This window comes from Pseudomonas sp. 5.2, from assembly GCF_059025405.1.
Map to the genome: position 1 here is coordinate 1 of NZ_JBYBHH010000029.1, position 22,057 is coordinate 22,057.

Consider the following 22,057-nt stretch of genomic DNA (forward strand, 5'->3'; position numbering starts at 1 on the left):
CAGGCGCAGAAAGTGCACGCTCACACCCTGAACGCCCGCACCGCCGTGCTCAGCTCGCTGCCCAGGCTCAGCAATTGCTCCCCTTGCTCACGCCCCTCGCCAATGCGCTGCAAATTGTCCTCGCCCAGCTCATGAATCCGCTCGCTATGGTCACGAATCTCGCTCACCGCACCGCTCTGTTGGGCCGTGACATCGGCAATCCGCACCGCCGTATCGGCAATGGTACGAATGGCGCGGACAATCTCGTCCAGCGCGCCATCTGCGGCCTGGGCCTGGTCGGCGGTGGCTTCGGCATGTTCCAACTGCGCCCGCATGCCCGCCACCGAGCCTCTGGCGGCTTGTTGCAAGCGGTCGATCAGTGTCTGGATCTCGCCGGTGGCGCCTGTGGTGCGCTGCGCCAGGGAGCGCACTTCGTCAGCCACCACGGCAAAGCCACGGCCCATTTCGCCCGCGCGGGCAGCTTCGATCGCGGCGTTGAGGGCCAACAGGTTGGTCTGCTCGGCAATCGAGCGAATCACCGTCAACACGCCGCCAATGGTGGCGGACTCCTCAGCCAGTTGTTCGATCATGCGGGCGTTACCCTGCACTTCGTCCACCAGTTCGCGTAACCCCGACAAGCTCTGGCCAATCACCGCCTGGCCGTGCTCCACCGCCCGGCCGGCATCGCGGCTGGCGTCGGCGGCGGCGCTGGCATCGCCGGCCACTTGCTGGATGGTCGCTTCCAGTTCACCCAGCGCGTCGCGAATCTGCGCGGTGTCGCCCGCCTGGCGCTCGGCACCGTCGTGCAGGGCGGCGCTCATGCCGGCCAGCGCGTGGCTGCTGCCGGCCACCTGTTCGGCGTTATGGCGGATGGTGCCGACCAGTTCCACCAGGTAGTGGCGCAGGCGGTTGAGCGATTCCTGGATGTCGTGCAGTTCACGGTTGGTCTTGCCCAGGGCGATCGGCTTGGCGAAGTCGCCCTCGGCCCAGTGCGACAGGGCCGGCGCCAGGCTGGTCAACGTACGCGCCAAGCGCCGCTGCAGTGTGTCGATGAGCAGCGCGATCAGCAGGATCAGGCCGATCATCAGGCCTTGGCTGATACGCACTTCGGCGGCGATTTTGGCGTGCAGCCCGCGGACTTCAGGCTCCAGGCCGGCGATGGCCTGCTGCACCGCTTCAAGGCGTTGGCCCGTGCTGGCGGCCAAGGCGGCGCGGCGCTCGATTTGCTCGCGGGTGCGTTGCAGTTCGGCCGGGTAGCGCGTGAGCAGGCTCTGCAGTTCGCGCTTGAGGGCGACGGCAATGTCTTCCTGCTGCGCGCTGGCTTGGGTTTCCAGGCCCATCAGGGCGGCGAAATCATCGGCATTGGACTCGGCTGCACGGGTAACACCCAGCAACGGCAAGCTGTCGATGGCCTGGGCCTGGGCGCGGATCAGTTGCAGCTCGCGCTCCACTTCGTCGGCCAGTTCAGGGCGGCCGCTGCTGACCAGTTTGTCCCGGGCCAGCGACAGGCGGCCCAGGTGCACGGTGGCGTCGAGCAAAGGCAGCAGATAGCGGTTGGCCTCGGCGCTGCCGCTGTCACGGGCGTAATTGGCCAATTGTTCGAAGTTGGCCCCCAGTTCGCGCTCGGCTTGCAGTAACAGCGCTTGCGGGTCGCCGGCCAGCTTGCCGGCCGCCAGCAGTTCTTCGGCAGTAAAGGCCTGCAGGCTGTCGAGGCTGGGGTGCAGTTTGTCGGCCAGCGCGTCGGGCCATTCGGCCAATGCCGCCTGCAACTGCTGGTTGGCCTCCATGGCAGCGGCATGGCGCAAGGCATCACCACTGGCCAGGTAGGCCTGGATGTTGTGCGCTGCCTGGTTCTGGAACTGTTGGGACAGGCCCAGGTAGCGTTCCATCATCTGATAGGGGCGCTCCAGGGCACGCTGTGACCACCACAAGGTCACGGCCAGGGCGATACAGACGGTCACCAGCAACAGGGTGTTGAAATTGGTCAGCCACTTCAGGCGCATAGCCGCGAACTTCCTGCGGGGAGTGGGAGAGGTAAGCGCCTGAAGTTATTGCGATTTTGTTACGCAGTGATGACGTCTGTGTCCTGATGTAAAAAAAGATGGCACTTTGCCTTGTTAGGGCTCCACCCGAACCACGCAGTTACGCCCCGCGTGCTTGGCCCGGTACAACGCCTCGTCCGCTGCACTGGCCATGGTCAGCGCATCCAGCTCATCGTCCAGTTGCACCACCCCCGCGCTGAACGTGCAGTTCAGGTCCCGTGGCTGCGCCGGATAGAGGATCTCGGCAAAACGCCGGCGGATTTCGTCCAGGACCTTGTGCGCGGCATCCAGGGCGGTGTTGGGCATGACGATGGCGAACTCTTCGCCGCCGTAACGCCCGATGAAGTCGGTCTTGCGCAGCCGTTGCTTGAGGAACAGCGCCAGGCTCTTGATCACCCGGTCGCCCATGGGATGGCCATGGCGGTCGTTAATCTTCTTGAAACGGTCGATGTCGAGCATGGCGAAGCTCAAGGGCTGCTGCTCGCGCCGGGCGCGGAAGCTGCAATCTTCGAGCAGTTGCAGGATATGGGTGTGGTTGTACAGCCCGGTGAGGCTGTCGCGCACCATGCGTGCCTTGAGGTGGCGAGCACGGGCGGCGCGGTTGCGCACGGTGGTGATCAGGTGGCGCGAACGGAACGGCTTGGTGAGGAAGTCATCGCCACCTTCGCTCATGGCGTCGAGCTGTTTGTCGAGGTCGTCCTCGGCCGACAGGTAAATGATTGGCACGCTGACATAGCGGTCGTTGTGGCGGATTACCTTGGCCAGCTCCGGGCCGGTACAGGCGGGCATGTACAGGTCGAGAATGATCAGGTCCGGCTGGAAGTCGGCCAGTTCCGCCATGGTGCGGATCGGGTCGGTCAGGCTGCGGGTAATCATGCCCGCGCTGCTCAGCACCCGTTCGGTGTGCAGGGCCTGGGTGCGCGAATCGTCGATGATCAACACCCGCAGCGGGTCGAGCGGGGTCGTGCTGGTGAGCAGCTCGACCTTCTCCAGCAGGCTGGAGGCTTCCAGGGTGCCGGTCAGAAACTCTTTGCCGCCAGCGCGCACGGCGGCAAGGCGGGTCGGCGTATCGGTTTCGTGGTGGCTGAAGAACAGCAGCGGAATCGTTTGCGGCACACCTTGCTGAGCTTGGGCGGCCAAGCGCAGGCCCTGGCCGCTGCCGGTGAAGTCGACATCCATCACCACCGCCGCAGGCGGGCATTCACTGAGCGAAGCCCGAAACGCATCCGCACTGAACAAGGCCTGCACGCCGAGGCCGAAAAACTCCAGCTGCTGGGCCAGGCGTTGTGCACGCTCGTGGTCCTGCAAAAGGATGTACACAGGCTTGCGCAGCGGCGGCAGGGGCACCGGGTTGAGCGGGTCATCCTTGCGCAGGCCGGTACGCGACAGAGGCTGGGCGGGGCACTGGTGGCTCGGATCGACTGCTTGGCTCATGTCCTGGCTACTTTTGGGTGGGTGGTGTGCAGGTGCGATGATGGCTCTATGCTAGCAGCTCTTTTCCGTTGGGTGAGTGCCCTCCATCAACAAAGCGTTTAGAACGAATATTCAGTTACTGACCCACTGGTCGCTTATGCGTACGGCAGTGTCTGCTTTATAGTGCAGCGATGCGGGCTTGCCGTGGCACCCTGGCGAAGGCCTGGGGTCCAAGCCTCTGAACCGTCTTGACTGATTAAGGACAATGCCATGCTGGACTGGAAAAACCGCGAGGCCAAAGCCGAACCCCGCGAGCGTGTTGATGGCCGTGGCGCCGCCGCCCGTAGCTACTTGGGCGGCCTCTGGAGCCGTGCCCTGGGTACCCTGATCGGCCTGTACCTGCTGGTCTGTATCGGCCTGGGCTGGTACTGGAGCCAGGAGCCGGAGCTGTTCCCGGTGCAGCAGAACGCCCAGGCTGCGGCCGAGCGTAATGGCCAGCAGATGGTCATCGGCTATACCACCATCGAAACCCTCAAGACCGTCGCCGGTACCTTGCTGAACAAGCCGGGCGGTTACATTTCCAACGACCGCTTCCCGCCGGGGCTGTGGATGGACAACATGCCGAGCTGGGAATACGGCGTGCTGGTCCAGGTCCGCGATTTGTCCCGCGCGTTGCGCAAAGACTTCGCCCGCTCGCAGTCGCAGTCCACTGAAGACGCCGACCTGGCCAAGGCCGAGCCGCGCTTCAACTTCGACAACAAGAGCTGGATCTTGCCGTCGAGCGAGTCTGAGTTCGAAGAAGGCATCAAGTCGCTGAACCGCTACCAGACTCGCCTGGCCGCTGGCGACAAGGGCGCGATCTTCTACACCCGTGCCGACAACCTGAACAACTGGCTGGGCGATGTGGCTACCCGCCTGGGTTCGCTGTCGCAGCGCCTGTCTGCCAGCGTTGGCCGGGTCAAGCTCAACACCACCCTGAAGACCGAGTCGGTACAACCTGGCCAGGCACCGCAGGTTGACGAAGAGCTGGTCGAAACCCCCTGGCTGCAGATCGACAACGTGTTCTACGAAGCCCGTGGCCAGGCTTGGGCGCTGTCGCACCTGCTGCGCGCCATCGAGGTCGACTTCGCCGATGTGCTGGCGAAAAAGAATGCCACGGTCAGCGTGCGCCAGATCATCCGTGAGCTGGAAGCCTCGCAGGAAGCGCTGTGGAGCCCGATGGTGCTCAATGGCAGCGGCTTCGGCATGTGGGCCAACCACTCGCTGGTCATGGCCAACTACATCTCCCGGGCCAACGCTGCGGTCATCGACCTGCGTCAGCTGCTGTCGCAGGGTTGATCGTGGCCATCAGCACCCAGGAAGCCGCCCATCGGGCGGCTTCCGACCGTGAGCTGGTTGCCTGGGTCGACGAAGCCGACCAGGTGCTCGGCGCCTTGCCCAGGGCAGAGTTGCGCGAGCGCGGGCTGATTGGCCGTTGCACGTTCATCTTGCTGTTCAATAGCGCCGGGGAGTTGTGCGTGCACCGGCGTACCTTGAGCAAGGCGCTGTACCCAGGCTTTTGGGATGTGGCGGCGGGCGGCATGGTGACGGCGGGCGAGGGCTACGCCGAGTCGGCTGCGCGGGAGTTGGCCGAAGAACTGGGTATCGACGGTGTCGCGTTGCGCTTTCATGAACGGTTCTACTTCGACCAACCCGATAACCGCTTGTGGTGTGCGGTGTATTCGGCGGTGTCCGATGCACCGTTGCGCTTGCAGCCGGAAGAGGTGAGCGAGGCGCGGTTCATCAGCCTGGCGCAGGCGGAAGAAGAAAGCCACACCAAGCCGTATTGCCCGGACTCGTTGGCGGCGTTGCAGCGGTACAAAGCCAGCTTGTCCTAGTTGCACGGCGTTGCAGCCTATTCGCGGGCAAGCCCGCTCCCACAGGTTTACCGGAGCCTTTAAGAACCGTGCAGTACCTGTAGGAGCGGGCTTGCCCGCGAAGGGTCGCAAAACATTCGCAAAATGGCGCATTCCAGTACTTAGCAATCCCCTGATTTATCGTTACACTGCGCGCCCTTTTCGGGCTGTCGCAAGATCTTGCGGCAGTAGCGCCGCCCCTGCCAGAGTGGGGCTTCGCGGTCGGCTCCCGCCGACCAGTTTTTGTCCTCAGCACAGAGGAACAAAAGTGGCCAAGAAAGCTTCTTCCTTTTCCGCCCTTGGCGGTCTCGTGTTCTCCACCGATGCCGGTCGGCACTGCCCTGACTGTAGCCAGCCGGTGGATGCCTGCACCTGCAAGCAGCAAATCATCCCCGAAGGCGACGGCATTGCCCGCGTACGCCGGGAAAGCAAAGGCCGCGGTGGCAAGACCGTGACCACCGTCACCGGTGTGCCGCTGCCCCTCGATCAGCTCAAGGAGCTGGCCACCACGCTCAAGCGCCGCTGCGGTACCGGTGGCGCCTTGAAGGACGGGGTTATCGAGATTCAGGGCGACCATGTCGAGCTGTTGATCGGCGAGCTGACCAAACAGGGTTTCAAGGCGAAAAAGTCGGGCGGCTGAGGCCGTCGCGCGTTTTTTTGCCCAGTGCTTTCTAAACTCGTTCCTGTTGGAAGGGTCTACCCCTGAACCGGACGAATCGTCATTTTCAGCTTCTACACTGCGCCGGCCCTTTTCGTTGGGGCAGTGTTTTCGACTTATCTATAGGGGACTTGAATGTCCGTACGACGCACACGCAAAGACGATGGTAGCCAATGGACCGTGGCCGACAGCCGCAGTGTTTACGGCATCCGCCATTGGGGCGCTGGTTATTTCGCCATCAATGAAGCCGGGCGCGTCGAAGTACGCCCTAATGGCCCCAATAGCGCGCCGATCGACCTGTTCGAGCAGGTCGACGAACTGCGCCAGAGCGGCCTGTCGTTGCCGTTGCTGGTGCGCTTCCCCGACATCCTGCAAGACCGTGTACGCCAGCTGACCGGTGCCTTCGACGCCAACATCGCGCGCCTCGAGTATCAGAGCCAGTACACCGCGCTGTACCCGATCAAGGTCAACCAGCAGGAAGCGGTGGTGGAAAACATCATCGCCACGCAGAACGTCTCGATTGGCCTTGAGGCCGGCTCCAAGCCCGAGCTGCTGGCAGTGCTGGCGCTGGCGCCAAAGGGCGGCACCATCGTCTGCAACGGTTACAAGGACCGCGAGTTCATCCGCCTGGCGCTGATGGGCCAGAAGCTGGGCCACAACGTGTTCATCGTCATCGAGAAGGAATCCGAGGTCGCCCTGGTGATCGAGGAGGCCGCCGAGCTCAAGGTCAAGCCGCAGGTCGGCTTGCGCGTGCGCCTGTCGTCGCTGGCGTCGAGCAAGTGGGCCGACACCGGTGGCGAGAAGTCCAAGTTCGGTTTGTCGGCTGCGCAGCTGATTTCGGTGGTGCAGCGCTTCCGCGATGCCGGCCTGGACCAGGGCATCCGCCTATTGCACTTCCACATGGGTTCGCAGATCGCCAACCTGGCGGACTACCAGCACGGCTTCAAGGAAGCCATCCGCTACTACGGCGAGCTGCGTGCACTGGGCCTGCCGGTCGACCACATCGACGTCGGCGGTGGCCTGGGTGTGGACTACGACGGTACTCACTCGCGCAATGCCAGCTCGATCAACTACGACATGGATGACTATGCCGGCGTGGTGGTGGGCATGCTCAAGGAATTCTGCGACGCGCAGGGCCTGCCGCACCCGCACATCTTCTCCGAGAGCGGCCGTTCGCTGACTGCGCACCACGCCATGCTGGTGATCCAGGTGACCGACGTCGAAAAACACAACGACGACGTGCCGACCATCGAAAACAAGGAAGCCCTGCCCGAGACCGTGCAGTGGCTGGCCGACCTGCTGGGCCCGACCGACATCGAGATGGTCACCGAGACCTACTGGCGCGCTACCCACTACATGGGTGACGTGGCGGCGCAGTATGCCGATGGCAAGATCAGCCTGGCCGAAAAAGCCCTGGCCGAGCAGTGCTATTTCGCCGTGTGCCGTCGCTTGCACAACTCGCTGAAGGCGCGCCAGCGTTCGCACCGCCAGGTGCTGGACGAGCTCAATGACAAGCTGGCCGACAAGTACATCTGCAACTTCTCGGTGTTCCAGAGCTTGCCGGATACCTGGGCCATCGGCCAGGTACTGCCGATCATCCCGCTGCATCGTCTGAATGAAGAGCCGATGCGCCGCGCGGTGCTGCAAGACCTGACCTGTGACTCCGACGGCAAGATCAACCAGTACGTCGACGAACAGAGCATCGAGACCAGCATGCCGGTGCATGCGCTCAATGAGGGCGAGGACTACCTGCTGGGCGTGTTCCTGGTTGGCGCCTACCAAGAGATTCTGGGTGACATGCACAACCTGTTCGGTGATACCGACTCGGTGAACATCTACCAGAATGCCGATGGCAGCGTGTACCACGCCGGTATCGAGACCCACGACACCATCGAAGACATGCTGCGTTACGTGCACCTGTCGCCGGAGGAGTTGATGACTCACTACCGCGACAAGGTCGCCAGCGCGAAGATCACCGCCCGCGAGCGGACGCAGTTCCTCGATGCCTTGCGCCTGGGGCTGACCCGCTCTTCGTACTTGTCTTCGTAATCGCCGGGGCCGCTTTGCGGCCCATCGCCGGCAAGCCAGCTCCTACAGGTATTGCACGTGGCTCGGGCCTTGCAGTGATTCTGTGGGAGCTGGCTTGCCGGCGATGGGCTGCAAAGCAGCCCCAAAATCACTGAACCCACAGCCCCTTTTGCTGCAACCGCCACCCAACCCACCCCAACGTCACCGCCCGCAATGCCATGAACCCGAGAAACGCCAACCACAAGCCGTGGTTGCCAAACCCACTCATGGCCCACGCCACCGGCAGCGCAATCACCACCGACGCGAGCATCGCATTGCGCATCTCCCGCGCCCGGGTCGCGCCGATGAACAATCCGTCGAGTAGGTAGCTCCACACCGCAATCAACGGCAATACCGCCAAGTACGGCAGGTACGGGTAAGCCGCCGCCCGCACACTGTCGATATCGGTCTGCAGGTCGATGAACAGGTGCCCACCCAGCAGGAACAGCCCGGCAAAGCCAACGCTGGTGATCAGCGACCAACCGCACGCCACTACCAGCGAGCGGCGCAGGGTGTCGCGGTCGCGGGCGCCGATGGCGTGGCCGCACAAGGCCTCGACTGCATGGGCGAGCCCGTCGAGCGCGTAGGCGGTCAGCAGCAGGCCATTGAGCAGCAGGGCGTTGGCTGCCACCGTCGCTTCACCCAGCCGGGCGCCTTGCACGGTGATCAGCAGGAACACCAGTTGCAATGCCAGGCTACGTAGGAAGATGTCGCGGTTGACGGCCAGCAGTGGCCTCCAGGCCTGCCAGCGCTTGAGCGCCGCCCAGGCGATGTGCCCGGGGTACGCGCGCAAGGCCGGGCGGGTCAGGGCCAGGCCCAGCAGTGCGGCGCTCCACTCGGCGATCACCGAGGCCCGCGCCGAACCCAGCACCCCCCAGTCCAGGCCGAGCACAAACCACAGGTTGAGAATGATGTTCAGCAGGTTGGTGGTCAGCAGGATGGCCAGCGGCGCCCTGGCATTCTGGGTGCCGAGGAACCAGCCGACCAGCGCGTAGCTGGCCAGTGCCGCAGGCAGCCCGAGCAGGCGGGTGTGGAAGAAATCCTCGGTGGATTGCTGCAACGCCGCGCTGGGCTGCATCGCGTGCAGCGCCAACTGGCTGAAGGGCAGCGCCAACAGGCCGATGACCACGGCAAAGCCCAGGGCCAGCAGCAGCCCTTGCACCAACACCTGGCGCAACGCCGCGCCGTCACCGCGCCCAGCAGCCTGGGCTGCGAATCCGGTCGAGCCCATGCGCAGAAAGCCCATCAGGCCAACCATGAAGGTGAACAGCGTGGCGCCCACGGCCACGGCGCCCAGCTGGTGGGCGTGGGGCAGGTGGCCGATGACGGTGCTGTCGACCAGCGCCACCAGGGGTACGGAGATGTTGGAGAGGATCATCGGTGCGGCCAGGCCCCAGACCTTGCGGTGGGTAGGGCGGTCGCGCCAGTCGGTGGTCAGTTGAGACATTTCAATTCCTGGCATTAGCAGTGCCACAGTGTACCGGCCAGGCAACCAATTCGCGCGAACGCGGTCTCACCTGGCGCTACGCGGCGGGTGACGCGCCCGTCGTTGCGCTATAGTTGCTGCCCTCACGTACACGCTGCCTAAGAGTTCCTACTCCATGTTCAACAAAGGATTGTTGCTGGCCTGCGCGCTGGCTTTGCTCAGTGCTTGTGACTCCTCCGCGCCGGGCAAACCCGCGCCGGCCGAGAAACCGGCAGCCACCGCGCCCGCCGAGGCCCCAGCGGCCAAGCGCGAAGACCCTGCCGTGCTCGCCAAGCGCTACGAGGGCCGGGCGCTCACGGTGCTGGACGTCTCGGAAGTGCAACTGGACGGCGCCAGCGCGCTGTCGATCAGCTTCTCCGTGCCGCTGGATGCCACACAGGACTTTGCCGGCAAACTGCACCTGGTCGACACCGTCAAAGGCAAAGTCGACGGGGCCTGGGAACTCTCCGACAACCAGATGGAACTGCGCCTGCGCCACCTGGAGCCACAGCGCAAGCTGGTGCTCACGGTCGACAAAGGCCTGCTGGCGGTCAATGGCAACGCGCTCGACAGCGAGTCGGTCACCCGCCTGGAAACCCGCGACATGCAGCCGACCATCGGCTTTGCCAGCCGCGGTTCGTTGCTGCCCACGCGCCTGGCCGAAGGCTTGCCGGTGATCGCCCTGAACGTCGACAAGGTCGATGTCGAGTTCTTCCGCGTGAAGCCCGAGATGCTCTCGACCTTCCTGGTCAACTGGGGGCGTAACAGCAGCCTGTACTACTACCAGTCCAAAGAAACCCTGGACATGGCCGAGCTGGTCTACAGCGGCCGCTTCGATCTCAACCCCGCGCGCAACACCCGCGAGACCGTGCTGCTGCCGATCGCCGGGATCAAGCCGCTGCAGGAACCGGGCGTGTACCTGGCAGTGATGCGTGCCTCGGGCACCTACGATTACTCGCAGCCGGCGACCCTGTTCAGCCTCAGTGACATCGGCGTCTCTGCGCACCGCTACCGCGACCGCCTCGACGTGTTCGCCCAAGCCCTGGAAGGTGGCAAGGCGATGAAAGACGTCAACCTCGAGGTGCATGACGAGAAGGGCAAGTTGCTGGCCCAGGCCAAGACCGATGGCGACGGCCACGCCGAACTGCCGATCACGCCCAAGGCCGATACCCTGATTGCCACGCAAGGCGTGCACACCACGTTGCTGCGCCTGAACACTGCGGCCCTGGACCTGGCCGAATTCGATATCACCGGCCCTCAAGCCAACCCTTTGCAGTTGTTCATCTTCGGCCCGCGCGACCTGTATCGCCCGGGGGAGACCGTGCTGCTCAACGGCCTGCTGCGCGACCAGGATGGCAAGCCGGTCAAGGCCCAGCCGGTCAGTGTGGAAGTGCGTCGCCCCGATGAGCAGGTCAGCCGCAAGTTTGTTTGGGAGGCGGATGGCAGTGGCCTCTACCAATACCAACTGCAACTGGCCAGCGAGGCGCCGACCGGTCGCTGGCAATTGCTGCTCGACCTGGGTGGCGGGCGCAAGCAGGTCTACGAGTTTCTGGTCGAAGACTTCCTCCCCGAACGTTTGGCGTTGGAGCTCAAAGGCAGCAGCGCACCGCTTGCGCCTGATCAGGACGCCCACATCCAAGTCAATGGCCGCTACCTTTACGGCGCGCCGGCTGCGGGTAACCGGCTGAGTGGCCAAGCTTACGTGCGCCCGTTGCGCGAAGCGGTGCCGGCGCTGCCGGGTTACCAGTTCGGTTCGGTCACCGAAACCGAGTTGAACCAGGACCTGGAGTTGGACGAAGTCACCCTCGACCAGGCCGGCAAGGCAGTGGTCGATATCGAAAGCCGCTGGGCCGAAGCCCGCTCGCCACTGCAACTGACCGTGCAGGCCAGCCTGCAGGAGTCCGGTGGCCGGCCGATCACCCGTCGTCTGGAACAGCCGATCTGGCCTGCCGAACGCTTGCCGGGCCTGCGCGGCCTGTTCGAAGGCGAGGAAACCGACAGTGACGGCCCGGTGGAATTCGAGTTTCTGGTGGCCGACCGTGATGGCAAGAAGCTTGCGGCCAACGACCTCAAGGTGCGCTTGATTCGCGAGCGCCGTGACTACTACTGGAACTACTCGCAGAGCGACGGCTGGAGCTACAACTACAACGAGAAATTCCTCACCCAGAGCGAAGAGACCGTCAGCGTCAAGGCCGGCTCGACCGCCAAGTTGTCGTTCCAGGTCGAGTGGGGCCCTTACCGGGTCGAGGTCGAAGACCCAGAGACTGGCCTGGTGTCCAGCGAGCGCTTCTGGGCGGGCTATCGCGCCCAGGACAACGCCGAAGGCGGCGCAGTACGCCCGGACCAGGTCAAGCTGGCCCTGGACAAACCGTCCTACGCCGATGGCGCCACCGCCAAAGTCACGGTGACCCCGCCTGCCGCCGGCAGCGGCTACCTGATGATCGAGTCCAGCGATGGCCCGTTGTGGTGGCAAGAGATCGAGGTGCCGGCCGAAGGCAAGACCTTCGACGTGCAACTGGACAAGAAGTGGGCACGCCACGACCTGTATATCAGCGCCCTGGTGATTCGCCCCGGCGAGCGCAAGGCCAATGCCACACCGAAACGCGCGGTGGGCGTGCTGCACCTGCCACTCGACCGGGCCGAGCGTAAGCTGGCGGTCAGCTTGCAGGCGCCGGAGAAGATGCGGCCCAAACAGCCGTTGACAGTCAAGTTCAAGGTGGCCAATGCCGATGGCAGCCCCGCGGCTGCGGGGCAGCAGGTGCATGTACTGCTGTCGGCAGTTGATGTGGGCATCCTCAACATCACCGACTTCAAGACCCCCGACCCCTTCACCAGCCTGTTCGGCCGCAAAGCGTATGGCGCCGACCAGTTGGACATCTACGGCCAGTTGATCGAGGCCGGCCAGGGCCGCCTTGCCAGCCTGGCCTTTGGCGGTGACGCGGCCATGGCCAAGGGTGGCAAACGCCCCAACACCACGGTGACCATTGTCGCGCAGCAGAGCCTGCCGGTGACCCTGGACGAGAAGGGCGAGGGCCAGGCCACGGTCGACATCCCCGACTTCAATGGCGAACTGCGGCTGATGGCGCAGGCCTGGACCGAAGACCACTTCGGCGTGGCCGAGGGCAAGACGGTGGTGGCTGCGCCGCTGATCGCCGAGCTTTCGGCACCGCGCTTCCTGGCCGGTGGCGACCGCACCAGCCTGGCGCTGGACCTGGCCAACCTGTCGGGCCGCGCCCAGCAATTGAATGTGGAGGTCAGCACCGAAGGCCAGTTGAGCCTGGCGGCGAGCGCGGTGCAAAGCGTCGCGCTGGACGAAGGCCAACGCCGCACGCTGATGATTCCGGTGCAGGCCCAAGGTGGCCTGGGGCAGGGCAAGGTGCGCGTGCGGGTCAATGGCCTGCAACTGCCAAACGAGCCGGCCACTGCCTTCGAGCGTGAGTGGACCTTGGGTGTGCGCCCGGCTTATCCGGCGATGCTCAAGCACTACCGGGTTGCCTTGAAGGACCAGCCATGGGCGTTGCCCGAGGCGGACCTGGCTGCCTTCGAACCGGCGGGCCTTGAAGCCAGCCTGGTCTTGTCGAGCCGGCCGCCGCTGAACCTGGCCGAACAGATTCGTGCCCTCGAAGCTTACCCCTATGGGTGCCTGGAGCAGACCACCAGCGGCCTTTATCCGTCGCTCTACGCCGATGCCGAAAGCCTCAAACGCTTGGGGATCAAGGGCGAACCGGCCGACGTGCGCAAGCGCAAGATCGAAATGGGCATCGAGCACCTGCTGGGCATGCAGCGGTACAACGGCAGCTTCGGCCTGTGGAGTTCGGACAGTGAAGAAGAGTACTGGTTAACCGCCTACGTCACCGACTTCCTGCTGCGCGCCCGTGACCAGGGCTACGGCGTGCCCGCCGAGGCGCTGAAGAAGGCCAACGAGCGCTTACTGCGCTACCTGCAGGAACGCAACCTGATCGAGGTCGATTACAGCGAGAACGCTGACCATACCCGCTTCGCCGTGCAGGCTTATGCTGCCCTGGTTCTGTCGCGCAGCCAGCAGGCGCCGTTGGGTGCCTTGCGCGGGTTGTTCGAACGCCGTGCCGACGCCCGCTCCGGCTTGCCGCTGGTGCAACTGGCGGTAGCGCTGGAGAAGATGGGCGACAAGCCGCGTTCCGAGCTGGCCCTGCAAGCCGGCCTGGGTATTGGCCGCAGCAAAGGCTGGATGGCTGACTACGGCAGCAGCCTGCGTGACCAGGCGCTGATTCTGGCGCTGTTGCAGGAGAGCAACCTGGCCAGCAAGCAGGTCGACCAACGCCTGTTCGCACTGTCGGACGAGTTGGCGGCCAACCGCTGGCTGTCTACCCAGGAACGTAACGCGCTGTTCCTCGCTGGCCGTGGTTTGCTCGGCAAGCCGGAAGGCAAGTGGCAGGCGCGTCTGGCCAGCGCGGGCGAGATCCGCGAGTTCAACAATGCCGAAACCGGCCTCAAGCTCGAAGGCCCGCTGTTGGCGTCGCCGCTGACGGTGCAAAACGAAGGCAGCGAGACGCTTTACCAGCAGCTGACGCTGTCTGGCTACCCGCGCCAGGCGCCGGCAGCCGGTGGCAATGGTCTGCAGATTCGTCGTGAGTACCTGGGTATGAATGGCCAGGCGTTGGACCTGCACAACCTGCGCAGCGGCGACCTGGTGCTGGTGCACTTGGCCCTCAAGGCCGAAGACCGTGTGCCGGATGCGCTGGTGGTGGATTTGCTGCCAGCGGGGCTTGAGCTGGAAAACCAGAACCTGGCACAGAGTGCGGCCAGCCTGGAGAATGCCAGCAGTGCCGTGAAAGAGTGGCGTGAGTCGATGCAGAACGCCAGCGTGCTGCACCAGGAGTACCGCGATGACCGTTACGTCGCAGCGCTCAAGCTGGACAGCTATGGCACCACGCACCTGCTGTACCTGGCGCGGGCAGTAACCCCGGGCACCTACCGTGTGCCGCCGCCGCAGGTCGAGTCGATGTACCGCCCGAACCTGCAGGCAGTGGGCGATGGCCAAGGCGAGATGACCGTCAAAGCCCGCTAAAAGTCTGCCTCTTGTAGGAGCAGCCTTGTGCTGCGAAGAGGCCGGTATGAGCAACGAAAATCCTGTTGCCTGTACCGGCCTCTTCGCAGCACAAGGCTGCTCCTACACACACACACTGCGAGGTGCGGCGATGGCCTTTAGTGAATCACCCAGCTCATCACCCACAACCCCAGCACCAACCAGATGATCCCGAGGATGATCGAAGCGCGCATGAAGGCGCGGATTGCCGAGTACAGCAGCATCAGGCCGACGACCAGGGCAAGGATGCTGACCAGCGAGGTGTCCATGCCCAGGGTGCGTGCCAGGCCATCGATGAAATTGCCGCCGGCATTGGCCAGCAGGTTGAACAGCCCGCTCAATGCGTCGACGATAAAGCGGATCAACGACCCGAGTGCGTGGCCCAGCCACCCGAAAAAATCTTCTACATGCATAGTTGCTTCCTGATCAACACACCGGCGAGGTTGCCGTTCCCAAGCCTTTGGCCATCAGTTGGCCAAGTCGGTTCCCGATGCCAAGCTTAGCGCGGCCGCGCACGCGTGCGGGCAGGATTGTGCGTGGTAGCGCCATCACCCTGGTCCTGGCCGTGGGCCTGGTGTGGCTGGCCGACCGTATCTGGCCGTTGCCCATGCCCGGCGACGACCTGGCGCGGGTGGTGCTGGCCGAAGACGGCACGCCGTTGTGGCGCTTTGCCGACGCCGATGGCGTGTGGCGCTACCCGGTCAGCCCGGAAGAGGTCTCGCCGTTGTACCTGCAGGCGTTGCTGACCTACGAGGACCGCTGGTTCTATCGCCACCCTGGGGTCAACCCGCTGGCCCTGGCCCGTGCGGCCTGGCTGAACCTGCGCGGAGGGCGCGTGGTGTCGGGGGGCAGTACGCTGTCGATGCAGGTGGCGCGCCTGCTCGATCCGCATGACCGGACGTTGGCCGGCAAGCTGCGCCAGTTATGGCGTACGGCGCAGCTGGAGTGGCACCTGTCGAAGCGCGAAATCCTGCAGATCTACCTCGACCGTGCACCTTTCGGCGGCACCCTGCAGGGCGTGGCAGCCGCCAGTTGGGCGTACTTGGGCAAATCGCCCAAACACCTGACACCTGCCGAGGCGGCGCTGCTTGCGGTGCTGCCCCAGGCACCCAGCCGCTTGCGCCCGGACCGCCACCCCGAGCGTGCCCAGCGTGCGCGCGACAAAGTGCTGCAGCGCCTGGAGGAATACCAAGTATGGCCAGCCCAGCAGCTCAAGGAAGCTGCCGAGGAGCCCTTGCTGCTGGCGCCACGTCAGGAACCGGCACTGGCACCGTTGCTGGCGCGGCGGCTTAACACGGCGAATAGCCCACCGCTAATCCGCACCACCCTAGACGCAGCCTTGCAAAGGCGCCTCGAAGACCTGCTGCTGGGCTGGCGCGCACGCCTGCCGGAGCGCACGTCGGCGGCGATCCTGGTGGTCGAGGCGCAGACCATGGCAGTGCGCGCCTACCTGGGTTCGATCGACCTTAACGACGCACGCCGCTTCGGCCACGTCGACATGGTCCGCTCATTGCGCTCGCCCGGTTCCACGCTCAAACCCTTCCTCTACGGCATGGCATTGGATGACGGCCTGATCCACTCCGAATCGCTGCTGCAGGATGTGCCCAGGCGCTACGGCGACTATCGGCCCGGCAACTTCTCGATGGGGTTCAGCGGGCCGGTGTCGGCCAGCTCGGCACTGGCGCTGTCGCTCAACCTGCCGGCCGTTCAGTTGCTGGAAGCGTATGGCCCGAAACGCTTCGCCGCACAATTACGCATGGCCGGCATGCCGCTGATGCTGCCGCCCTTGGCCGAGCCCAACTTGTCGTTGATCCTCGGGGGGGCGGGCAGCCGCCTGGAAGACCTGGTCGGCGGTTATGCGGCGCTGGCCCGGGCCGGCAACAGTGCGCGCATCCGCCTGCAGCCGCAGGACCCGCTGGTAGAGCGACGCCTGCTGTCGCCTGGGGCGTCTTGGATTATCCGGCGTATTCTGAGCGGCCAGGCACGCCCCGACCGCGACCCGCACGCCGAACTGGTGCAGCGCCCGCAACTGGCCTGGAAGACCGGTACCAGCTATGGCTTTCGTGACGCCTGGTCGGTTGGGGTCGGCCCGCGCTACTTGATTGGTGTATGGATCGGCCGCCCCGACGGTACACCGGTACCCGGGCAGTTCGGCCTGGCCTCGGCGGCGCCGTTGATGCTTCAGGTGCATGACCTGCTAAGCAACCGCGATGCCCAGCGCGGTATCAGCGTGCCGGTCGAGCAGGTGCCCCCTACCATCGGCGTGGCAGCCATCTGCTGGCCGCTGGGCCAGCCGATGAATCGGCAAGACCCCAACTGCCGCCGCCAGCGCTTTGCCTGGACCCTCGACGGCACCACGCCGCCGACCTTGCAGGCGGCCGATCAGCCGCTCGGGCTGGGCCTGCGTGAGCGCGTCTGGGTTAATGCGCAAGGGCTGCGGGTCGACGGCAGTTGCCCTGGGGCCAAGGTACGCGACATCGCGCTCTGGCCCGCCCCGCTGGAGCCTTGGCTGCCCAGGGTCGAACGGCGTGCAGCGCGCCTGCCGGCAGTAGACCCGGCCTGCCCGCCGCAGGCGCCCGCCAGCGCACCCCCGCTGTCGATTGTCGGCGTGCGCCCGGGGGACAACCTGCGCCGTCCGGCAACCAGCAGCGAACCGTTGCAATTGCACGTTTCCGCCTTGGGCGGCGGCGGGCGGCGCTGGTGGTTCCTCAACGGCCAGCCGTTGGGCGAGACCCAAGGCCAGGACAGCCTGCTGGTACGTTTCGAACGGCCCGGGCAGATCGAGCTCAGCGCGCTGGATGAAAGTGGCGAGACCGCGCGGGTGGCGTTTCAGGTCAGCGAGTAGCCGTTCGACGATTGCCGGGCCAGCACCTACGCTTTGCACAAGACGGGTGTGACCGGCTGGCGCCCCGGTACACGAGGGATCATGGAGCGTCCTATGCGTCCTCTGGTCATGCCTCTTTTGTTGCTGCCCTGGGCCTTGGTGGCCCGCGCGGAGCCGTTGCCGGGCTTTCTCGACAGCCACGAAAACGAGCGTCGCCTGCCCGCCGCCAACCTGCCGCTGGACACCTACCGCCCACTTGCCCCACGCCTGCAGCTGGCGCTGCCGAACGCCAGCGCGGCAGGCTGGGCGCCGCTGGAGACCCGCCTGGTGTTGCACAAGGTGCGCTTCGAAGGGGGGACGGTGTTCCCTTTGAGTGACCTGCGTGACCACTACCAGCCGTTGATCGGGCGTGAAACCACGCTGGGCGAGTTGCAGCAGTTCACCGCGCGCCTTACTCAACGTTACCGGCAAGAAGGCTACCTGCTGTCGTACGCTTACCTCCCGCCGCAGGATGTCACTGACGGCCGTGTTGAGGTGGTTTTGGTCGAGGGCTATGTCCACGGGTACCGGCTGGAAGGCGACATCGGCTCGGCCCGCACCTACCTGCAGCAGTTGCTGCAGCGCTTGCAGGCGGAACGCCCGCTGACGCGGGAAACACTCGATCGCTACCTGGGCCTCGCCGAGCGCCTCCCCGGCGTGGTGGTGGACGCTGAATTGGCTGCGGCGCAGTCGCCTGAGGGCGCCGCTCAGCTGACGGTCCACGCGCGGCGTACGCCGTTCGCCGCTGGCGTTACCGTAAGCGATGGCAGCCGTGAGGACGCCCAGGCGCTGTTCACCGTCACCAGCAACGCCCAGACCCGCTATGCCGAACAGTTTCAGGCAAGCGTGTTGCTGCCGCCCGGCGATGACCAGGCGCATTACCAGCGGTTGGACTACAGCCAGTACCTGGATGCTGAAGGCAGCCAGTTGCTGGTGTCGGCTTCGCGCTATCGCAGCACGCCGGGTACCCGAATTCGGCTGGAGGACGGCAGCGATTTGACTCAGCAGCGTGAAAGCGAGCGTTATTCGGTTGGCCTTGGCCAGCCGCTGATCGTCAAGGCGGATGAGTGGATGACGGTGGCGGGGCGCTTCTACGCGATCAGTGAGCACCTCGAAGATCGGCCTGCGGGGCTGTCGCCGTCACACGAGTACGACAGCTACGTACGCGCGGTGTCATTTGAAGGCAATTGGCGCAAGGCCGACGGTCGCCGCTTGCGTATCGTCAGTGCCGGCGTCTATCAAGGCCTGGATTATCTGGGGGCGTGCAGCGATGCCGACTATGACCTGGACTTTCTGCGTTTTCGCCTCTCGGGTTTGCAGAGCGATGTGTTGTTCAATGATTGGCAGGGGGTGGCGTCTGGTGCCTTGTACTGGAGCGACGACACACTGCCCGACAGCGAGCGGGCGGTGTTTGGCGGGCAAACTTTCGGCCGCGGTTATCCACGCAACCAGGCAGCAGGGGACAAGGGGTGGGGGGTAGCGTACGAGCTTGGCTACCGTGTTCGGCACAACGGTAACTGGCTGAAGGTGCTGCAACCCTATGCGGTACTCGATGCTGCGCAGGCCTGGTACAACCGCAGCAATGTCGAGGATGCCCACATGGCGTCCGCTGCGCTGGGGCTGCGGTTGGGGGATGGGCGCTACTTCAATTTGGCGGTGGAGGTCGCGAAGCCCTTGGCCGATGTTGCCCTGGATAGCCTGAGCCGCGGGCCACGCGTGACGCTAAGCCTTACCTACCAGATGGAATGAGGCGTAGGGCTAATGGCCTATCAACGGCAAATCGGATGCCGCTGACAGGCCAGTCTTTCAATGAGCGGTAAAGCGCTGATGCACCGGTGAAGAACTCGGCGTCAGTGCGAGCGCCAGCTGCGTGCGGTTGTGCATGTGGGTCAGGCGCAGCACCTGGGAAACGTAGAGTTTCACGGTGTTCTCGGTAATGCCCAGTTCACAGGCAATTTGGTAGTTGGTCTTGCCCTTGCTCACCAGGCGGGCCACTTCCAGTTGACGCGGCGACAGCTTCTCGAACACGGCGGGCAGCTCGTTTTCACTTTCTTCGACATCGCTGGCACGGCGGTGCACGCCTTGGCCGCGGGCCTTTTCCAGGTCGTGGTAGAGCTCGTCGACCGACTCTGCCAGGTCCTGCAGGCGCTGGTTGAGGCCACCGAGGTCTTTCATGTTGCGCTGACGCTCCAACAGCGTCGCTTCCTGACGGCGTAAGCCTTCGAGCAGTTCGTCAAAATCTACCGGTTTTTGGTAATAGTCGACAAAGCCCGCGCGCAAGGCGCGGATCACGTCCTGCTTGTCGGCACGACCGGTAAGCATGATGGCTTCGAACATGCGCTTGTTGCCGGCCAGCTCCTTCAAGGCGCGGACCAGGTCGATGCCATCACGCTCGGGCATGTGCAGGTCGCACAGCACCAGGCCAATCTTCGGGTCGGCCGAGTAGCGTTCGATGGCTTGGGCGGTGGAATGGGCTGGGACGCACACGTGGCCCTGGCTTTCGAGGTATTCACACAGTTGTTCGACGATCAATGGCTGGTCATCGACCACCAGCACCTTCACTTCACTGGACGGCTTGTTCACGATCAACTCCCTGTTCGTAATCGGCCCTGCTCCCGGGCTAGACACTCCGGCAGCTTAAAAGTAGTCGCACTTGGCGATTCTGTACAAGGTCCGTACAAGTTATAGGACAACAGGGATGATTATTGGATCCATACCGCTGTCAGCATAAAGCCCGCCAGGACGTACGGTACGAAGGCCTGTTTGTCGCCCATTTGCTCCGTCAGGGCCTGCAAGCGCTTCTTGACCTTAGGGTTGAGCAAGGTCCACAGGCGGCGACGCGACAGCAGCCAGAGCACGACTGTGATACCCGCACCAATGAAGGTGCCGAGCACATATTGAGGACTGGTGGCGAGCGCCAGGGCGCCCATCAATTTGACGTCGTCGGCGCCGAAACGCCCGAGCATGTAGCCGGGTAACGTCAGCAGCATGACGATGGCCAACGCCCAACCGGCGTCGCTGGCGTCGGCACCGATCCAGCTGTGGCCGGTGGCGAACAGCCAGGCCAGGGCGCAGGCCGCGACGCCCAGGGTCAGCGCGTTGGATATCTGCCGTTGACGCACATCCTGTTCGGAGCACAAGGCAAGCCACATCAGAAGAACAATGCTTTGCATTGGCAGGTCGCCTTCCCTAATTGTTGAACACTTCTACCCGGTCAGTCAGGTTTCCTTGAATTCAGGGTAGACGCGAAGTTGCAAGCGGGCGCGGCGGGAAGGGAAAAAGGCGTGACGGGGTCAGAAGATGTCGCAGCTGACGGGGCTTGTGTTGGCCCATCGCCGGCAAGCCGACGATGGGCCTCGGCGCATTACTTCTTGCTGCCGGGTGGGTAGTTGCTCAGCACATTGGTCACCGTATTCTGGATCGCGTTGTTACGTTCTTCCGGGCTTGGCGGGTAATTGTTCATGATCTGTTCAGCACTGCCACGCCAGACCAGCTTGTCGTCCCGCCCATCGAACATGTCGACCTGGATGGTGGCGACCTTGTAGTCGACGCTGCGGGTTTCGTTGTACATCGGCCCGCCCCAGTAGCCACCCCAGTAACCACCCCAGCCACCGCCATAGTTGGTAGTGATCTGCTGCTGACGCTGCTCGACGATGAGGTAGGCGCGCACTTTCAGGTCAGGCCGCGCATTGCCCGGTGCCGGGCGCAGGCCGCGTTGGTCGAGCTGGTCGGCCACGGCCTGGCGAATGCGCTGCTCGGTCAGGTCGCTTTTGATGCGAGGGTCGTCCGGGCGGTATTGCAAGCCGGGTTCCTGCCACGCCCAGCTGCGGTAGGCGGCAAAATCGCGGCTGGCGTCGAAATCCTGCTGGACGTTGTTGCTCGAGCAGGCCGTGAGCACCAGCGCGAATGACAGTAGAACGAGACGGCGCAACATGATGGTTCTCCGTTAAACGTTAACTGGGAGGATAGCCGCTGAGCGCCTTGTGCACCGAATCACGCAAGGCGCTTTCGCGATCACGCGGCGAGTCCTTGTCGCTGTTGCTTTCAGCACTGGCGCTCCACACCGGCTGGCCGCTGCGAGCGTCGTACAGGTCGATGCGTACCACCATCACCTCCACCTCGTAGGTGCGCACGATCGGCGTGCTGGCATAGGCACCGTAGCCGTTGCGGTAGCCGCCGTAACCCACGCTGCCGTAGGGGTAGGGGCCGTAGTAGGGGTCGTAGGTGTCGTAGTCACGTACTTGGCGCAGGCGTTTTTCCAGGCGCATGTCGGCGCTTACCAGCAAATCGCCGGCGCTGCCCCGGGCAGGGCGCAGGCCATGCTGGTCGAGCGCGCCGCTGATGGCATCGGCCAGTTGTGCCGGGTCGGCATTGGCTGTGCCGCTGGGCAACTGGCCGTCACGCCAGCTCCAGCTGCGGTAGTGCCCGTAGTCGCGGGCGGGTGCCGGGTAGGCACTGGCATCGAAGGTGGTGGCCGCCTGCGCAGGGGCGGGCGGTAAGGGGCGGCTACTGGCGACATACGGGTTGCTGCCCTGGCAGGCAGCCAGGGCAAGGGGCAGCAGGGCCAGGCACAACAGACGGTACGGCATGTATTCCTCCCGGCGGGCGGG

The 22,057-nt window shown here is 64.4% G+C and carries 15 protein-coding genes; 7 read left to right on the top strand and 8 right to left on the bottom strand.

Annotated elements, in window-relative coordinates; translation table 11 throughout:
- Positions 1 to 20 precede the first annotated feature (20 nt).
- Both AC5PZ0_RS27330 and AC5PZ0_RS27335 read right to left on the bottom strand, forming a co-directional pair.
- Positions 21 to 1,982 carry a methyl-accepting chemotaxis protein gene (locus AC5PZ0_RS27330; protein WP_493856139.1) on the bottom strand — a complete coding sequence of 654 codons (1,962 nt, stop codon included), beginning with the start codon at positions 1,980 to 1,982 and terminating at the stop codon, positions 21 to 23.
- A gap of 114 nt (positions 1,983 to 2,096) precedes the next feature.
- Complete coding sequence (locus tag AC5PZ0_RS27335) at positions 2,097 to 3,455, bottom strand: diguanylate cyclase (protein ID WP_252826589.1); 1,359 nt, start codon at positions 3,453 to 3,455, stop codon at positions 2,097 to 2,099.
- A gap of 249 nt (positions 3,456 to 3,704) precedes the next feature.
- Here AC5PZ0_RS27335 and AC5PZ0_RS27340 point away from each other — a divergent pair, with 249 nt between their 5' ends.
- From AC5PZ0_RS27340 to speA, 4 genes are all read left to right on the top strand, one after another.
- A complete protein-coding gene (locus AC5PZ0_RS27340) occupies positions 3,705 to 4,772 on the top strand; it encodes a DUF2333 family protein (protein ID WP_027594954.1) in 1,068 nt (355 codons plus the stop codon).
- A gap of 2 nt (positions 4,773 to 4,774) precedes the next feature.
- Positions 4,775 to 5,311 (top strand): NUDIX hydrolase, encoded by a 537-nt coding sequence (locus tag AC5PZ0_RS27345; RefSeq protein WP_493856140.1) that lies wholly within the window; start codon positions 4,775 to 4,777, stop codon positions 5,309 to 5,311.
- A gap of 286 nt (positions 5,312 to 5,597) precedes the next feature.
- Complete coding sequence (locus AC5PZ0_RS27350) at positions 5,598 to 5,969, top strand: translation initiation factor Sui1 (protein ID WP_027594956.1); 372 nt, start codon at positions 5,598 to 5,600, stop codon at positions 5,967 to 5,969.
- A 153-nt stretch (positions 5,970 to 6,122) separates the two neighbouring features.
- Positions 6,123 to 8,036, top strand: coding sequence for an arginine decarboxylase (gene speA / locus AC5PZ0_RS27355; protein WP_027594957.1), 1,914 nt, complete (start codon positions 6,123 to 6,125; stop codon positions 8,034 to 8,036).
- Positions 8,037 to 8,163: 127 nt separating this feature from the next.
- Here the strand turns inward: speA and AC5PZ0_RS27360 are convergent, their stop codons facing one another.
- Entirely contained in the window at positions 8,164 to 9,501 is a 1,338-nt protein-coding gene (locus tag AC5PZ0_RS27360) for an MATE family efflux transporter (protein WP_274886862.1), read from the bottom strand.
- A 154-nt stretch (positions 9,502 to 9,655) separates the two neighbouring features.
- Here AC5PZ0_RS27360 and AC5PZ0_RS27365 point away from each other — a divergent pair, with 154 nt between their 5' ends.
- Positions 9,656 to 14,566: an alpha-2-macroglobulin family protein gene (locus tag AC5PZ0_RS27365; protein ID WP_493856141.1), complete on the top strand. Its 4,911-nt coding sequence runs from the start codon at positions 9,656 to 9,658 to the stop codon at positions 14,564 to 14,566.
- A 137-nt stretch (positions 14,567 to 14,703) separates the two neighbouring features.
- On the opposite strand, the gene AC5PZ0_RS27370 is transcribed toward AC5PZ0_RS27365, so the two are convergent.
- Positions 14,704 to 14,997, bottom strand: a complete 294-nt coding sequence (locus AC5PZ0_RS27370) for a hypothetical protein (RefSeq protein WP_027594960.1) — start codon at positions 14,995 to 14,997, stop codon at positions 14,704 to 14,706.
- Positions 14,998 to 15,074: 77 nt separating this feature from the next.
- Here AC5PZ0_RS27370 and pbpC point away from each other — a divergent pair, with 77 nt between their 5' ends.
- Both pbpC and AC5PZ0_RS27380 read left to right on the top strand, forming a co-directional pair.
- Positions 15,075 to 17,429: a peptidoglycan glycosyltransferase PbpC gene (gene pbpC / locus AC5PZ0_RS27375; RefSeq protein WP_493856142.1), complete on the top strand. Its 2,355-nt coding sequence runs from the start codon at positions 15,075 to 15,077 to the stop codon at positions 17,427 to 17,429.
- 93 nt (positions 17,430 to 17,522) lie between these two features.
- Positions 17,523 to 19,196, top strand: a complete 1,674-nt coding sequence (locus AC5PZ0_RS27380) for a ShlB/FhaC/HecB family hemolysin secretion/activation protein (protein WP_493856143.1) — start codon at positions 17,523 to 17,525, stop codon at positions 19,194 to 19,196.
- 57 nt (positions 19,197 to 19,253) lie between these two features.
- Here the strand turns inward: AC5PZ0_RS27380 and AC5PZ0_RS27385 are convergent, their stop codons facing one another.
- The 4 genes from AC5PZ0_RS27385 to AC5PZ0_RS27400 all read right to left on the bottom strand — a co-directional run bounded on the left by AC5PZ0_RS27385 (position 19,254) and on the right by AC5PZ0_RS27400 (position 22,036).
- Positions 19,254 to 20,030: a response regulator transcription factor gene (locus AC5PZ0_RS27385; RefSeq protein WP_099428252.1), complete on the bottom strand. Its 777-nt coding sequence runs from the start codon at positions 20,028 to 20,030 to the stop codon at positions 19,254 to 19,256.
- 119 nt (positions 20,031 to 20,149) lie between these two features.
- Entirely contained in the window at positions 20,150 to 20,620 is a 471-nt protein-coding gene (locus tag AC5PZ0_RS27390) for an A24 family peptidase (RefSeq protein WP_027594964.1), read from the bottom strand.
- A gap of 191 nt (positions 20,621 to 20,811) precedes the next feature.
- Entirely contained in the window at positions 20,812 to 21,381 is a 570-nt protein-coding gene (locus AC5PZ0_RS27395) for a DUF4136 domain-containing protein (protein ID WP_274886867.1), read from the bottom strand.
- Between the two features lie 19 nt (positions 21,382 to 21,400).
- A complete protein-coding gene (locus AC5PZ0_RS27400) occupies positions 21,401 to 22,036 on the bottom strand; it encodes a DUF4136 domain-containing protein (RefSeq protein WP_085273990.1) in 636 nt (211 codons plus the stop codon).
- Positions 22,037 to 22,057: the final 21 nt, after the last annotated feature.